Origin of the sequence: Psychromicrobium xiongbiense, from assembly GCF_030271165.1 — a bacterium.
GTDB classification, from domain to species: Bacteria; Actinomycetota; Actinomycetes; order Actinomycetales; family Micrococcaceae; genus Renibacterium; species Renibacterium xiongbiense.
Window position 1 is genome coordinate 159,335 of record NZ_JASSZH010000021.1, and the last position, 15,456, is coordinate 174,790.

The window sequence follows — 15,456 nt, forward strand, 5'->3', positions numbered from 1 at the left end:
GATAGAATGAAGTATGGCGGCATTGATCAGTTTCCCAATCCCGGTGGCGGGGGTGTTGGGCGAGCGTCTGCGTGAAGCACAGGTGCTGCTCACTGGGCTGGTCGATGATCTGGTGGAACGTCCCGGATGGTTCAGCACCCGGGACCTGGTCGATGCAGCCGTCGGTATTGAACAGGTGAGCCGGTTGGCGGAGTTCGCTCAGTTGGCGGTTGCGGGTGCGTTGGATCGTGGGCTGATCAATGTTTGCGAACTTGCTGATGAGCCCGTAGCGGACGATGACGCCAGTGGCCGGGGTGCGGAACCCGAGGAGAGCCAGGCTGACGAGCCTCAGGACTGGGGCGCGTTCCCGACTGCTGTCCCCAGAGTGCCGGTGGCGGAGTTCCGCCCGGTCGCCGAGGTCCTGACGCACCGGCTACGGATCACCCGGGCCGAGGTGAAACGACGATTCGCTCTCGCCACAGCCCTGATCCCGGGACACGCCCTCGGCGGGGAACCACTTTCCGCCAGCTACCCGCTGATTGGAGCTCTCGCCGCCGACGGCCTGGCAGGGCGGCGTGAAGTCACCGCAGCCGTCCGGGCCCTGGACGAAGCAGCCGTGAAAATCAGATCCAACACTGCTTCTTCGGACATGGATTCCCTGGGCGGGGCCGGGACACCGGAACCAGCGGAAACCTCCACGGAAGCGCCTGAGCTGTTGGCTCGGATGGAGCACTCGGTCGCCCGAGTCATGGCCCAGCATGGGCCAGAGTTTCTACATCAGGTCCTCCGACGCTGGGAAACCCTCATCAATCAGGACGGGAAAGAACCCAACGACGCAGAACTACGTTTACGGCAAGGTATCTGGCGTAAACGCACCTCGAGAGGACTGACCCAATTCGAACTCTGGGCCGACCAGTACCAAACCGAAACACTTTTGACCGTCATCAACGCAGGAACCGGCCCCCGCACCACAGAACCCGCTAACAGCACCACGGAAAGAGGTGCGAGGGCAGGCGGGATGACCGGGATTGAGGTGTCGATGGATGGGCGCAGCCGTGCCCAGCAAGGCCTGGACGCACTCACCGCCGCCCTCGGAGCAGCGCTACGAACCAACGAACTCCCGATGACCGGTGGACATCGACCCCAGATCCTGCTCCACATGAACCACCAGCAAACACAAGGTGAAACCACCGCGCAGCACGGGGGCAAGGCGGAAGACACTTCACAGCAGACTGTCGACCAGTCCGGCACCCGTACATCCCTGGGGTTTACCGGCCCGGTCCGGGAGAGTCTCGTCGAACACCTGCTCTGCGACGGGAACCTGACCCCGGTGTTATTCGGCCAGGACGGACAGGTACTGGATCTAGGGCGGACCCGCAGACTCTTCACCCCCACCCAACGCCTCGCACTCACCGCACGAGACCGCGGCTGCACCTTCCCGGGCTGCACCATCCCAGCACCCTGGTGCGAAGCCCACCACATCCAACCCTGGCACCACAACGGACCCACAGACATCAGCAACGGAACACTCCTCTGCTCCCGCCACCACCACCTCATCCACCAAAACCACTGGACCATCACCCCCAACCCCGGTACTGGTTCAGGTTCAGGTTCCAGTCCAGATTCAGGTTGTGGTTCTGGTAGGCCCTACTTCATCCCACCACCCTGGACCGACCCCGGACAGCACCCCCTCCGCAACATTTACCACCACCTCTAAACCACTCAGCGTGTCACCAGCAGGGTGCCCCGCCAACGAGGTGATGTCAGTCGTGCGTCATCAGCGGTGTGCCCTCACCGACTCGACCGGCACCGGCCCGACCGCCGCTGGCCTTCACGACCAACACGGCGACCGCCGTCGTGACCGGAATGGCGAGGACCAGCCCGATCGAACCGACCAGGGTCCGGACGATCTCCTCCGCCAGCTCAGCACTGGTCAGCGATTCGGCCAGCGGCAGCTTGTACAGCGAGACCAGGATCAGTGCTGGCAAAGCGCTGCCAGCGTAGGCAAAAGCGATCGTGTAGACCGTGGAGGCGATGTGATCCCTGCCAATCCTCATCGCCGAGCCGAAGAGTTTCCTGGCACTCGCCCCGGGCGCCAGCTCCCAGAGTTCCCACACCGCAGAGGCCTGGGTGATGGTCACATCATTGAGCACACCGAGGCTGGCGATGATCAGACCGCAGGTGATCATCCCGGAAATCGACAGCTGCGGAGTCACGGTCTGCAACTGGTAGGCGTTGTGATCCGCCGTGCCGGTCAGATGGGTGGCGCCGGTGGCCCAGGCCGCTATTCCGGCCGTCATCGCCAGACCAAACAGGGTTCCGATCAGCGCGGTGGAGGTCCGGGCGGAGACTCCGTGCGAGAAGTAGAGCACCACGTACATGATCACCGCCGAACCCACCAGAGCCAGGCCCAACGCCGGCTTGCCCTCAACCAGTCCCGGCAGCACGAAGAGCGCCAGTACCGCATAGGCGACGACGAGGCCCACCAGCGCTCGCAGGCCCCTCCAACGGGCCACGGCGATCACCACGGCCGCATACACCAGAGCCAGCAGGAGCATCGGAACACCGCGGACGAAGTCCATGAACACATAGCTGGCACTGGCGGCCGTGCTGTTGCCTGCCACACCTCCGGCACCGGGGATTCTGGACAGATTGACGTACCGGATGGAGTCCCCCGCATGCACACCCGGCTGAGCGGCAATCTCGGGGCTGATCAACACAGGAACCACCGCTCCGCCCTGGTCCGGGGTAGTCAACGCCACCAGGCATCCCTTGCTCCCCGAGGGCGCCTGCGGGCAGTCCTGCTGCTCGGTACGCTGCACCTTGCCGGTGTCAATGCTTGCTCCCGGTGCTGCCGCATAGGGGCTGTTGAGCTGCACCGTAGTGGCAGGCTGACCCGTCGGCCACAGAACGACCATGAAGACCACCGCCACCAACCCAAGGGGGACCAGTATTAGGCTCAACAGCCAGCTGGAACGTCGGCGAGCGCTGCGCTCACGCTCGGCACGCTGTGGGGAAACCGCCCGCCGTCGTGAGCCCTCCGGACCATCCTGCTCAGCCGCCCGCTCCGCCTCATCCGGCTCCACCCCAAGGTCCACCAGATCGTCGCGGCTCAGATGTGAATGACCCATGGACGTCTCCTCTGCTGTGCGAGCTGTTGCCGTACTCCCCTGCTACCGACACTACGGGAGAGTCTGCACACCGTCATGGTTCGTCACGCGAGCCTGCCCTGAGGAATAGCTGGGGATTCAGCGCGTTGGGATGGACATGACAACTTTAGGATTCATCGGCAGTGGACACATCGGCTCAGCCCTGGCCCGGCTCGCCATCGCGCAGGGCTACGACGTCGTGTTGAGCAATTCCCGGGGGCCGGAGACGCTCAGCGAGTTGGTGGCAGAGCTAGGACCCAAGGCGAGCGCTGCCACCGCAGAAGGTGCAGCGGCAGCTGGCGATCTGGTGGTGGTAACCATCCCGCTGAAGAACTGGCAGCAGGTCCCGGTGGAGCCTCTCGCGGGCAAGATCGTGATCGACACCAATAACTACTACCCGCAGCGCGACGGGCAGATCGCCGCGCTCGATGCCGAAACGACCACCACGGCGGAGCTGCTGCAGGATCATCTCCCGCAGTCGCGCGTGGTGAAGGCCTTCAACCACATTGCGGCTGCGGATCTGTTGGATCAGGGTCTGCCAGCTGGCACTCCCGGCAGGCGCGCCCTCGCAGTGGCCGGCGATGACGCCCAGGCACGGGCCGAGGTTACCGCCCTGATCGATTCCTTCGGCTTCGACGTGGTGGATGCCGGGCCGCTCAGCGAGGGCTGGCGATACCAACGGGACACGCCAGCGTACGTGGCGCGCTACGACGTCGGAGGCCTGCGTGCAGCCCTGGCCGCAGCTCAGCGGTACGCCGAGCTCTGAACAGAGGCCTATCCAGGAGCTTTGCCCCGCCTGAAAACAGAAGGGGCGTCACCAGGAAACCCTGGCGACGCCCCTTCTGTGCTGTGAGCTGGTGAGCTGACTGCTACTTCTTGAACACGTCCTTGACGCTGTCCACAACGTGTTCCGCAGCATCCTTCACTTTTTCACCGGCCTGCTTGAGACCGGCAGAAACCTGATCGGCCTTGCCTTCTGCCTCAAGCTGCTGGTCGTCGGTGGCCTGACCTGCTACTTCCTTGGCCTTGCCACCAAGCTCCTCAGCCTTATTTTCGATCTTGTCGCTGATACCCATGCTGTCCTCCTCGTCCTGGGGCTCGTGGCCCTGTCTCGATTGCTGGAGCCGCTTACTGGCTGGTGCGCCAGAAGCCGCCGCGCGGGGTTGCGCTTCCCCCATGTTCGTCCTTGTTGGAGAGGTCATTCAAGCAAATGGACGGATATTCCGCTGGCCGCTTAATACTCCGTCATGCCGAGTCGTCGGCACCCGTGACTCAGCCGTCGATGCTGCTCATGTCTCCATAACGGCTGCCCACCACGGCCTCCGGCGGAACCGCTGCCGAAAGCGCTTCGACCTCGCTCAGGCTGAGCTGGATCTCCCGCGCAGCGGCATTCTCCTCCAGATAGGCGATCCTCCGGGTTCCCGGAATGGGCACCACGTCCGTTCCCTGTGCCAGCACCCAGGCCAGGGCGATCTGGCCTGCGGTCACTCCTTTCTGGGCGGCAAGAACCTTCACACCCTCCACCAGACGCAAGTTCGCCTCGAGCGCATCACCCTGAAAGCGTGGAAAATAGGGGGTGTTGCGCGCGTCTGCCGTGTCCGCCAGCGACTCTGCAGTCAACCTCCCGGTGAGGATGCCCCGCCCCAAGGGAGAGTACGGGACCAGGCCGATGCCCAGCTCACGCAAGGCAGGCAACACCGAGTTCTCGACATCGCGGCTGAACAACGAATACTCGGTTTCCACAGCGGTGATCGGATGAACGGCGTGAGCACGGCGAATCGTGTCCGCTGAGGCCTCAGACAGGCCAAGATGGCGCACTTTGCCTGCCGTGACGAGTTCCGCCATGGCACCTACCGTGTCCTCAATCGGAACATTCGGGTCCACCCGGTGCTGGTAGTACAGGTCGATGTGGTCCACTCCGAGGCGCTGCAGGGAGGCATCGCAGGCCTGGCGGATGTAATCGGGGCTGCCGTTGACGCCCAGACGTTCACCACCCTCGCCGCGCACAATGCCGAATTTAGTGGCCAGCTGCACCTCGTCCCGACGGCCTGCAATGGCCCGGCCCACCAAACGCTCATTGGTGAACGGCCCATACATATCTGCGGTGTCCAGGAAGGTGATGCCCAGGTCCAGGGCGCGATGGATGGTGTCAAGGCCGTTGGTTTCATCGGCTGGTCCGTAAAACTCGGACATACCCATACAGCCGAGGCCCAGACTGGAGACCTGGAGTGGGGAGGCAGTGCCAAGAGTGCGTGTGTTCTCAGTCATGAGTACAGCCAACCTCTTAGAGTGCGCTCTAAGTCAAGTGGCTGCGGAGCAGCTCAGACCACCAGTTTCAGCGGCTCCGTAAGCTGCGCAGCTGTCGCCTGAGCCTCCTCGTACACACCGATCTTGTCCTCGACCGCACGGAGGTTCTCCGTCATATCGGCCAGCTGCTTCAGCACCTGATCCCGATGTACCCGCAGGATCTCCAGACGTTCCCCCTCGTTGCCGGGCCCCTGCCGCAGCAACTCCGCGTACCTCCGGATATCCCGGATGTGCATGCCCGTACTCCGCAGCCGAGAAATCAGGATGATCATCCGCAGATCAGCCTCGGTGTACTGGCGATGCCCCGAGGAGGAACGAGCCACCGCACCCGGCATCAGGCCGTCACGCTCGTAGTAGCGCAGCGTGTGCTGGCTGAGCCCGGTCTGCTCGGCCACCTGGGCGATCGTGAAGGTCACCGCTCAACCCACCAGCACCTGGGTGGCTCGCAGCACCCGAGCGGTCCCGGCAGCGATCAAAGGGTCGACGACGGCGTCCAGCGCCACCAGCGAGTCCTCCACCTCCAGCACCACCGGGTGCTGGTAAGCCACCAGGGCCAGCAGATCGCGGACGGCAGCCACGGAGTCATCGCGGCTCAGCGATGGCTCCCAGCCCAGCAACACCTCGGCTGCCGGATCCTCCAACGCAGCCGCGCCCGGATAGGTGCCATAGCTGACCGCAAAGGCGCGGATGCGCCCCCGCTTCGTGGCGCGTACGGTGTTACCGAAGGCGCTCTCCGGTGCACCGCGCAGCACGATGGCGCCCTGCGCACCCGTGGCATCGGCCAGAAAGTACCGCTGGGTGGCTCCGGGCGTGAGCGTGCCGGTGGGGCTCCAGTCCTGATGGCTTGCCTCATACCAGTGCCCCACCAGGTCGGTCAGCTCCACCGAGCCGGTGGCCAGGTCCTGGACCAGCTCGGAGCCGGCATCCTCATCGGCCTGGCCTTCGGCACGCGGAAAGCGCGGCAGGGCGAGCGCTCCGGCCTCCACCAGAACCACCCGGGAGTTCTGCACCACCCGCATGCCGCGGGCGCGAGCAAAGGCCTCACCGGTGGTTCCGGCATCGACCTTCACACTGAAGGTCAGCGGCTCTCCGCTGGCTCCTTGAGGTGCCGACTCAGCCGCGGCGCGGCGCAGGGCTTCCAGCAAATCGGTCCCCAGGCCCTGACGTCGGTGGTCCCGGGCAACCTCCACATAGGCAGCCAGCAGGGAGCTGTGCAGTTGCTGCTCCATGACCACTCCGGCGGCCACCGGAATGCCCTGATCCACGGCCACCATGGTCCGCTTCCACGGCACACGACGGCCCAGTTCGTCGACCCCGCCATCGCGGTCCGGGGTGAGCGTCTGGCGGTACCAGCCGTTCTGTTCGCCTTCCGGGTCACCCCAGATCTGGAGCAGTTCGTCCTCATCACCCGCCTGCCAGGAGCGGAATTCGTACGACATTATGCCCCTGCCAACCGCTCGCCCAGGTAGCTGCGCACCTTGTCCAGCCCGACGCGTTCCTGGCTCATCGAGTCGCGCTCACGAATCGTCACGGCCTGATCCTCCAGGGTGTCGAAGTCCACCGTGATGCAGAACGGGGTGCCGACCTCGTCCTGGCGGCGGTAGCGGCGGCCGATGGCGCCGGCGTCGTCGAAGTCGATGTTCCAGGATTTGCGCAGCTCGGCGGCCAGATCGCGCGCCTTGGGCGACAGATCCTCGTTCCGGGACAGCGGGAGAACCGCGGCCTTGATCGGTGCCAGGCGCGGATCAAGCTTGAGCACGGTGCGCTTGTCCACGCCACCCTTGGTGTTAGGGGCTTCATCCTCGGTGTAGGCGTCCACCAGGAAGGCCATCATGGAGCGGGTCAGGCCAAAGGACGGCTCGATGACGTACGGGGTGTACCGCTCGCCGGTGGCCTGGTTGAAGTAGCTCAGCTCGGTCCCGGAGGCCCGCGAATGCGAACCCAGGTCGAAGTCGGTCCGGTTGGCGATGCCCATCAGCTCGCCCCATTCAGAGCCCTGGAAGCCGAAGCGGTACTCGACGTCGATGGTGCCAGCCGAGTAGTGCGCGCGGTCCTCAGCGGGGACGTCGAAGCGGCGCATGTTCTCCGGGTTGATGCCGAGGTCCACAAACCAGTCCCAGCAGGACTCCACCCAGTGCTTGAACCACTCGTCAGCCTCGGCCGGCGCGGTGAAGAACTCGATTTCCATCTGTTCGAATTCGCGGGTCCGGAAGATGAAGTTGCCGGGGGTGATTTCGTTGCGGAAGGCCTTACCGATCTGGCCGATGCCGAACGGTGGCTTCTTCCGCGAGGTGGTGACCACATTGTTGAAGTTCACGAAGATGCCCTGCGCGGTTTCCGGGCGCAGGTAGTGCAGCCCTTCTTCGTTATCCACCGGACCCAGGAAGGTTTTCATCAGGCCGGAGAAGAGCTGCGGTTCGGTCCAGGCACCCGGCTGGCCGGTCTCCGGGTCCTTGATATCGGCCAGGCCGTTCTCCGGGGAGTGTCCGTGCTTGGCGGTGTAGGCCTCGATCAGATGATCGGCTCGGTAACGCTTGTGCGTGTGCAGGGACTCCACCAGCGGATCGGTGAAGGTTTCCACGTGGCCGGAAGCGACCCAGGTCTGGCGCGGCAGGATCACCGAGGAGTCGAGGCCCACCATGTCGTCGCGTCCGCGAACGAAGGTCTGCCACCACTGCTTCTTGATGTTCTCCTTGAGCTCCACGCCGAGTGGCCCGTAATCCCAGGCTGAACGCGAACCGCCATAGATCTCACCGGCCTGGAAAACGAATCCCCGGCGTTTGGCGAGCGAGATGATCGGATCGAGAGCAGATTTAGCGGCCATAGGGCACAACTCCTGGTGGTTCACGGTGGTCGGCTGGATGCGGACCGGACAAGGTACATCGCAAGCCTACCGGGCCGCGCGGCCTGACACCTCCGTCATCGTGCTCAGGACTCGTTGAGCACCAGACAGACCGGGGTGCCGATCTGCACTTCTTGCAGCCGGGCGCCCAGCAGTCCCTCCGCAGTGAGGGCAAAGACCACAATCGAGTCGGTGAACTGGTTCGCCACGTAAAGAACCCCACCACCCAAGGCGAAGTGCCGCGGCCAGGAGCCACCGGTGGCGACCTCCTGGACCAGCTGTGGGAGCCCTTCCGACCCTGAGACCTGCGGCTCACCGAGCGCAAAAACACTCAGTTGGTCCTGGCCGCGCACGCTGACATAGGCACGATCTCCGTGCATGCTGTCCTGACGCAGTGCAAGGTGGGCGCAGAAGCCATCACCCTCGGTGGTGGCGACGGAAACGCCACCTGCGTATTCCCAGAGGCTGGCTTGCCCATACTGCTGGGGGGTATCTGGCTGCTGGGGTACATCCGGCAGATGCCGCCGCAGCAGGTGCAACCGACCATCCAACTCGCCCACTACCAGTAGCTCCTCGACCCCCGCGGAGCGGCGCAGCGCCATATGGCGCGGACCGGACCCGGCCGGGAGTGCGGAGGAGTTCACGATCCGCAGTGCGTCGCAGTCCACCACTACTTCCAGGATCAGATCCGCGCCCAGATCGCTGACCAGGAAGGTTCCATGAGCGGTGAGAACCACCTGATGCGCGTGCGGGCCTTCCTGACGTTCCGGCACCGGACCGGAGCCGTGAAGCTGCAGGGTATCCAGAACCTCAAGGTCGGCACTGACCAGGGAGACGGTTCCGGATTCGTAGTTCGCCACCAGCACCCTGTCATCCGGCAGCAAGGCCAGATGACAGGGGGCAGCCCCCAGAACGGGCGACTCCCGCAAGGTGGCGGCAGGATCGTTGCGGTTGAAGCTGATCAGCCTGCCTTCCGCGCCCTCCAGCACGGCAAGAGCACGGCCACCCTCAGCCAGCAGAAAGGACGGATCCTCCACGGCAGTCAGAAGCTGCGCCTCGCCCAGCAGGCCCTGAGCATCCAGCGGAATCGCACTCAGTCCTGCTCCGTGGTTCCCGCCGGTGGTATACGACCCAACTAGTAGCTCCATGGCCTCAAGCCTAGTGCGGCATCCGGGGTTCAGAATGCGGGATGATGGTCAGATGGCGACTGAAGAATGCGAAATCCGGGATGGTTCCATCCGCTTGGGACAGCTACTCAAACTGGCGAGCCTCGCGGAGGACGGCGTCCAGGCCAAGGAGTTCATTGAGAACGGTCTGGTCAGCGTGGACGGGCAGATCGAGACCCGCCGCGGAGCCCAGTTACGGGCCGGCGCTCTGGTGAGCGTCAACGGCCGCTCGGTGCGACTGGTAGATGCCTCGGCCTGACCGTGCTCAGTAAGCAGAGGTCCTTAGTAGGCAGAGGCGATGGGCGTTCCGCCCGTTGTGCGAAGGCTACTTCACCGGGGCCAGCAGGGTTGCCTGGAGGAATTCCGCAACGTGCTTGATCTCCGCCGCGCTGATTCCGTGCCACATGCCCGAGTACAGCACTTTGGTCAGCACCGCATGCCGGGTCAGCCAGCCATGGGTGTATTCGACGGCCGCGGCGGGAACCAGCGGATCGGCCTGATCCCGACCCCAGAAGACCGGAACCCGGTCTTTGCTGAACTCTTCGTCATGGAAGAACTCTGCAGCAGAACGCTCAGCCGTAGCTGGATCAGCCAAACCGGGATCGACCACAAAACCGGAGAGTCCCACGACGGTGTCGATCTGCCCCGGACGATGCCGGGCCAGCGAGGTCGCCATCGCCATCCCCTGGGAAAAGCCCAGAACACCGACGCCGGTATGGGCCTCACGTACACCATCGAGCCACTCCGCAAGGGCTGCGGTGGCGGCTTCAACCTCCTGCACCTCGAAGCTGAGGTTCCCTTCCGCGTCCCCCGCCAGCGGAAACCAGGCGTAACCTGGGCCGGCCTGCAATGATCCCCGGACTGAGGCAACGGTCAGATCCGGAGGCAACTGCTCGCTCAGACTGAACAGATCCCGCTCATCGGCGCCGTAGCCGTGCAACAGGACCAGGAGCGGCGTTCCAGCACGCTCATTCTCGGGACGGGACCAGATGACCTCAATACTCACCCGTCCAGTCTGCCATTGTTCACCGGCGTTCATGGGTCAAGGCCTTCGCTGATCAGCGCGTTCGCGGATCAGCGGTGCAGCTCAGCGGGATGGCCATGTCCAGGCCGGCGCGTCCAACAGCCCCAGACCGAGGATCCTGGTCTCCCCCAGTTCCTTGACCAGTTCGTGCTGGTGGACCTCGGGATGACGGGCCAGCAGCGCCCGCAGCTGCTCCGAATGAGTCACCACCAGCAGCTGACAGTGGCGCGCAGCCTCAACGATCAACTCCGCAACTGCGGGCAGCAGATCCGCATGCAGGCTGGTCTCCGGTTCATTGAGCACCATCAGCTCGGGCGGTCGCGGGGTCAGCAGCGCAGCACACAGCAGCAGGTAGCGGAGGGTTCCGTCGGAGAGTTCCGCGGCGCTGAGCGCACGCAGCATGCCGGGCTGGCGCAGAGTGGTCTGGAACTGACCCTCCCGGGCCTCGATCACCACCGAGGACCCCGGGAAGGCACGGTCGATGGCGGCCTCCAACGCAGCACCCGAGCCAGCCTCCACCGCAGTCTGCCAGGCGGCGGCGAGGTTGGCGCCGTCGTGGTTCAGAACAGGGCTGCGGGTGCCCACCTGAGGCCAGCGGGCTGCCGCGAGTTCATCGGTGCGGAAGCCATCGTAAAACCGCCAGGAGCGCATCATCTGACGCACCCGGTACAGCTCGGGTGCCCTCAGTCCGTCTGCCACTTCGTGAAGCATCGACTCCGAGGGAAGCAGATTCCGGCTCAACTCCAGCCAGTCGCCGCCATCCCGGGCGCGGGCCAGCGCCCCCTGACGGTCCACCAGAACGGCTCCACCACGTGCCGCCGCTCCGACAAAAACCTGTTCCCGTTTGATCTGAGGATCCCGGCAGAACATGGTTGGTAGGGATTTACCCGCGGGCTGCGGCAGACCCAGATCCAGAAGATACCCGAAGTCGTCCGAGGCAAAGCCGAGCCGTAGACTGATCGATTCCCTGCGCATCGTCCCCTGCACCGGAGCCTCACCGCGGCGCATTGAGGAACTGAGCTTCTCCGGACCAGCCCACAACACCGAGGACAGGCCGCCCTGATGTGCCAGCGAGCCGATGATCGAGCCGTCCGAACACTCGGCGAGCAGCCGCAGCGCCCGGTACAGATTGGATTTACCGCTGCCATTCGCCCCGGTCACCACATCCAGACCGTGCAGGTCAAGGACCAGCTCGCGAATCGAGCGGAACCCATGGACGGCGATGGCGGTGATCACGGCGTATACACGCCAGCCAGAGCGGGAACCGAGGCTGCCGTCCAGGCGGCCAGGACGTCCTCCCGCGGTGGCAGTCCCTCCAGCGCGGAGCTCAGCACCGGGCGGTGAACCCAGGCGCCGGCCTCCTCAGCGATCAGCGCACCGGCTGCAAAGTCATGTTCGTACAGCCCGTATTCCAGGTAGCCGTCGATGCCGCCATCAGCCACCGCGCATAGCTCCAGTGCCGCGGAACCCAGGCGGCGGAAATCGCCAAAGTCCTGCATCCGGCCCTCCAGCTCGGCGATCAGACGACGCTGGATGGCCGGTTCGTAGGTGATACCGGTGGCAAGCAGCTTCCCGGTGCGTTGTTGCCGCGGGCCGTCCAGCGCACGGACCCGCAGTGATCCATCCGCGGCGCGTTCCTGAATCCAGGCTCCGCCGCCTCGGCTGGCAAAGTAGGTTCTGCCCAGCGCGGGTGCCGCCACCACACCGGCCAGCCACTGCCCGTCCGGCCCGGCCACCGCCACGGAGGTCCCATAGTAGGCAATATTGCGGATGAAGTTCATGGTGCCGTCCAGCGGATCCACCGACCAGCGGTAACCGGAAGCATCGGCGGACGTGCTGGGGGCGAGTTCCTCGCCGGTGATCGCGTCTGAGGGGCGCGCCTGATGAATCGTCTCGCGAACGGCCCGCTCGGCTGCCAGATCGAATTCGGTGACCCAGTCGGCGGCACCGCTCTTCATGCTGGCGGAAAAGACTTCGGGATCCCGCCCGGCCAATACCTCGGCACCCGCGGCAGCGGCCTTCAGCGCCAGGTCGAGTAAATTGCCGAGCAGCTCTGCCGGGGACTGGGACTGTTCAGTCATCGGATGATCCGTCAAGTGGTCCTCGCAATGGTCCAGTGGCCAGTAGTGTCTCGAAGCCGTCCTCATCCAGCACGGGAATTCCCAGCTGAGCGGCCTTGTCCAGCTTAGTGCCGGCGTTCTCACCAGCCACCACAAAGTCGGTGTTCTTGGACACCGATCCAGCAGCCTTGCCGCCACGGCTGATGATCGCCTCTTTGGCGGAATCCCGGCTGAACCGGCTCAGCGAGCCGGTCACCACCACGGTGAGGCCTTCCAGGGTGCGTGGCATGCTGGCATCCCGCTCATCAGCCATCCGCACCCCTGCTGCGGCCCAGCAAGCCACAATCTCCTGATGCCAATCCTCGGCAAACCATTCCTTGACCGCGACCGCGATGGTTGAGCCCACTCCGTCCACCTGGGCGAGCTCTTCCTCGGAGGCAGCCCGGATGGCATCCATCGAGCCGAAGGCCGTGGCCAGCGCCCGCGATGCGGTGGGGCCGACATGCCGGATCGACAACGCCACCAGGACGCGCCACAACGGCTGAGCCTTGGCTTTTTCCAGTTCCAGGAACAGTTTTCTGGTGTTTGCGCTGGGTTCCGAAGGTTTCCTGGGCGTCCCCTTGCTCCAGAAGTACGGGACCAGACTCCACGTGCCGTTCTTGACCAGTTTTCCGGTCACCGGGTCTTTGCTGCGGTTCTCCCGCCACACCTGGACCTCGGCCAGCCGGGCACGGAGGTCGGCACCGGTCACCTCGTCCGCCAGATCAAAAATCCGTGCCTCATCCAGCAGGACCCCTTCACCCTCGGCCAGCGGTTCCCCGCCCACGGTGGCAGGATCCGGCCCGGGCCCAGCGGTCAGCGCAAGCGCACCCTCGTCGCCCAGCGCCTCGACATCGAACGCTCCGCGGCCCGCCAGATGAGCAACCCGTTGCCGTAGCTGAGCCGGGCAGGAACGCGCATTCGGGCAGCGCAGATCCACGTCGCCTTCCTTGCCAGGGGCCAGCAGGGTGCCGCAGGAGGGGCACCGCGACGGCATCACGAATTCGCGCAATTCCACCTCCCGACCTTCGCGGAGTGCCACCACCGGGCCTACGATCTCCGGAATCACATCCCCGGCCTTGCGGAGAACTACCACGTCACCGATCAGCACGCCCTTGGCCTTGACCACCTCCTGATTGTGCAGGGTGGCCCGGCGGACGGTGGACCCGGCCACCAGCACCGGCTCCATCACGCCGAACGGGGTGACCCGGCCCGTTCGCCCGACGTCCACCTGAATATCCAGTAACCGGGTGTTGACCTCCTCCGGCGGATATTTATAGGCGACGGCCCAGCGCGGAACCCGCGATGTAAAGCCGAGCGCAGCCTGAGTGGCGAAGTCATCGATTTTCACCACAATGCCGTCAATTTCATGCAGCAGATCATGACGACGCTCGCCATAGCGCGCAATGAAGGTCAGGATTTCTTCGGCGTTCCCCAACACCTCCACATAGGGGCTGGTCGGCAGGCCCCAGGAGGCCAGCAGTTCATAGGCCTCGGACTGGCTCTGCGCGGCAAATTCATGCTGCGCACCAAGCCCATGCACCAGCATGCTCAGCTTGCGCTTGGCCGTTTCGGCCGGGTCTTTCTGACGCAGCGAGCCCGCCGCCGCATTGCGGGGGTTGGCAAAAGGTGCCCGACCGGCCTCGATGTTCTCCCGGTTGAGCTGCTCAAAATCCTGCGAGGCGATGAAAATCTCACCGCGAACCTCCACCTCCGCCGGGAGATCGGTACCTGTCAGAACGCGCGGTATCTCCGCAATGGTCAGCACATTGTGGGTGACGTCCTCCCCGGTCACACCATCGCCCCGGGTCGCCGCCCGGACCAGAACGCCATCGCGGTACAGCAGGTTCACGGCGAGGCCGTCGATCTTCAGTTCGGTCAGCCAGCGCAGCGGGCGGTCGGGGGCAAATTTCGCAGCGTTGGCCTGTGCCTTCAGGAGCCAGGCGTCCAGCTCTTCCAGGGAAAAGACGTCTTCCAGACTGTACATCTGGCTCTGATGCCGCACCGAAGCAAAGGCTGTCGATACCGCGCCACCGACTTCCTGAGTGGGTGAATCATTGCTCAGCCACTCAGGATGCAGCGCCTCCAGCGCCTCCAGCCTGCGGTAGAGCTCGTCAAATTCAGCATCAGAGATCAGCGGCGCGTCCTGGTTGTAGTAAGCCGCACGGTGCCTGCGGACCTCCTCCATCAGTGTCTGGTAGTCCTGATAGTCCTGAGACAGCGCCGACTCCATAGCCCCAATGGACTCCGAAGAAGACCCCGGCGAAGAATCTGTGGAAGAAGGAGGTGTGCTCACGGTTCCATCTTGCCCCATTCCACCGACAAGATTCCCGTATTTTCCCGGACTCCCGGCCACCTGTGTCACCCGGGAGTGCTCTTAAACGCCACAGGGGGCGAACCAGGCTGCGTGACTCGCGCAGGAACCTGATTCGCCCCCTGAACCTCACCGAAAGGTGAAGTCTGGGCCAGCGAGAACTTAGTTGGCCGAGGTGGTGATCTGCTGCTCGCGCTGCTTGGACACCGTCTGGCTGACCGTCTGCAGATCCTGGACGATGTTGTTCAGCTTGGCCTTGTGAGCCGGCCACTCGGTGTGCTTGAAGTTGTTGGCATCCGGGCCGTTCCACTGGACGGAGGTGGCCTTGGCATCCAGACCCGTCACTGCGTTCTGGATGTCGGTGACGGCCTGGTTGATCTTGTTGACCAGATCCTGCATGTCCTGAGGATTGTTACCGAGAAATGCATCGCTCATGAAAATCACCTTTCACTGCGGCGTCCGGGTGCTTCCCGGAGGCCATACCCACTCGGCTTCTCCGATCGGGCGACTACACATAATCTATGAGATAAATCCATGGAGTGTCGATGGGGAGAACTCCCCATGAACCGCCCCCTG

15 protein-coding genes are annotated in these 15,456 nt (G+C 64.3%); 3 read left to right on the plus strand and 12 right to left on the minus strand.

Annotated features, from left to right (window positions below):
- Positions 1-13: 13 nt before the first annotated feature.
- Positions 14-1,696 (plus strand): HNH endonuclease signature motif containing protein, encoded by a 1,683-nt coding sequence (locus QQM37_RS08720; RefSeq protein WP_285726576.1) that lies wholly within the window; start codon positions 14-16, stop codon positions 1,694-1,696.
- Between the two features lie 46 nt (positions 1,697-1,742).
- Here QQM37_RS08720 and QQM37_RS08725 read toward each other — a convergent pair whose 3' ends face one another.
- Positions 1,743-3,110 (minus strand): YibE/F family protein, encoded by a 1,368-nt coding sequence (locus tag QQM37_RS08725; protein ID WP_285726578.1) that lies wholly within the window; start codon positions 3,108-3,110, stop codon positions 1,743-1,745.
- A gap of 136 nt (positions 3,111-3,246) precedes the next feature.
- Between QQM37_RS08725 and QQM37_RS08730 the strand changes: the two genes are divergently transcribed.
- Positions 3,247-3,894, plus strand: coding sequence for an NADPH-dependent F420 reductase (locus tag QQM37_RS08730; protein ID WP_285726580.1), 648 nt, complete (start codon positions 3,247-3,249; stop codon positions 3,892-3,894).
- Between the two features lie 103 nt (positions 3,895-3,997).
- Here the strand turns inward: QQM37_RS08730 and QQM37_RS08735 are convergent, their stop codons facing one another.
- The 6 genes from QQM37_RS08735 to QQM37_RS08760 all read right to left on the minus strand — a co-directional run bounded on the left by QQM37_RS08735 (position 3,998) and on the right by QQM37_RS08760 (position 9,425).
- Positions 3,998-4,204 (minus strand): CsbD family protein, encoded by a 207-nt coding sequence (locus QQM37_RS08735; protein ID WP_285726581.1) that lies wholly within the window; start codon positions 4,202-4,204, stop codon positions 3,998-4,000.
- Positions 4,205-4,400: 196 nt separating this feature from the next.
- Positions 4,401-5,396, minus strand: a complete 996-nt coding sequence (locus QQM37_RS08740; protein WP_285726582.1) for an aldo/keto reductase — start codon at positions 5,394-5,396, stop codon at positions 4,401-4,403.
- A gap of 53 nt (positions 5,397-5,449) precedes the next feature.
- Positions 5,450-5,851, minus strand: a complete 402-nt coding sequence (locus QQM37_RS08745; protein ID WP_285726583.1) for a MerR family transcriptional regulator — start codon at positions 5,849-5,851, stop codon at positions 5,450-5,452.
- 3 nt (positions 5,852-5,854) lie between these two features.
- Positions 5,855-6,874, minus strand: a complete 1,020-nt coding sequence (locus QQM37_RS08750) for a GNAT family protein (protein WP_285726584.1) — start codon at positions 6,872-6,874, stop codon at positions 5,855-5,857.
- Positions 6,874-8,259, minus strand: a complete 1,386-nt coding sequence (locus QQM37_RS08755) for a glycine--tRNA ligase (protein WP_285726585.1) — start codon at positions 8,257-8,259, stop codon at positions 6,874-6,876. The genes QQM37_RS08750 and QQM37_RS08755 overlap by 1 nt, the downstream gene beginning before the upstream one ends.
- 104 nt (positions 8,260-8,363) lie before the next feature.
- Positions 8,364-9,425, minus strand: coding sequence for a lactonase family protein (locus tag QQM37_RS08760; protein ID WP_285726586.1), 1,062 nt, complete (start codon positions 9,423-9,425; stop codon positions 8,364-8,366).
- Positions 9,426-9,477: 52 nt separating this feature from the next.
- Between QQM37_RS08760 and QQM37_RS08765 the strand changes: the two genes are divergently transcribed.
- Positions 9,478-9,702 carry an RNA-binding S4 domain-containing protein gene (locus QQM37_RS08765; RefSeq protein WP_285726587.1) on the plus strand — a complete coding sequence of 75 codons (225 nt, stop codon included), beginning with the start codon at positions 9,478-9,480 and terminating at the stop codon, positions 9,700-9,702.
- A gap of 66 nt (positions 9,703-9,768) precedes the next feature.
- On the opposite strand, the gene QQM37_RS08770 is transcribed toward QQM37_RS08765, so the two are convergent.
- From QQM37_RS08770 to QQM37_RS08790, 5 genes are all read right to left on the minus strand, one after another.
- Positions 9,769-10,482, minus strand: coding sequence for an alpha/beta hydrolase (locus QQM37_RS08770; protein ID WP_420030143.1), 714 nt, complete (start codon positions 10,480-10,482; stop codon positions 9,769-9,771).
- A gap of 48 nt (positions 10,483-10,530) precedes the next feature.
- A complete protein-coding gene (locus QQM37_RS08775) occupies positions 10,531-11,703 on the minus strand; it encodes an AAA family ATPase (RefSeq protein WP_285726590.1) in 1,173 nt (390 codons plus the stop codon).
- Positions 11,700-12,548, minus strand: a complete 849-nt coding sequence (locus tag QQM37_RS08780) for an inositol monophosphatase family protein (RefSeq protein ID WP_285726593.1) — start codon at positions 12,546-12,548, stop codon at positions 11,700-11,702. The genes QQM37_RS08775 and QQM37_RS08780 overlap by 4 nt, the downstream gene beginning before the upstream one ends.
- Positions 12,541-14,862: an NAD-dependent DNA ligase LigA gene (gene ligA, locus QQM37_RS08785; protein WP_285726594.1), complete on the minus strand. Its 2,322-nt coding sequence runs from the start codon at positions 14,860-14,862 to the stop codon at positions 12,541-12,543. Before ligA ends, QQM37_RS08780 begins: the two co-directional genes overlap by 8 nt.
- Before the next feature lie 180 nt (positions 14,863-15,042).
- Positions 15,043-15,315 carry a hypothetical protein gene (locus tag QQM37_RS08790; protein ID WP_285726596.1) on the minus strand — a complete coding sequence of 91 codons (273 nt, stop codon included), beginning with the start codon at positions 15,313-15,315 and terminating at the stop codon, positions 15,043-15,045.
- Positions 15,316-15,456: the final 141 nt, after the last annotated feature.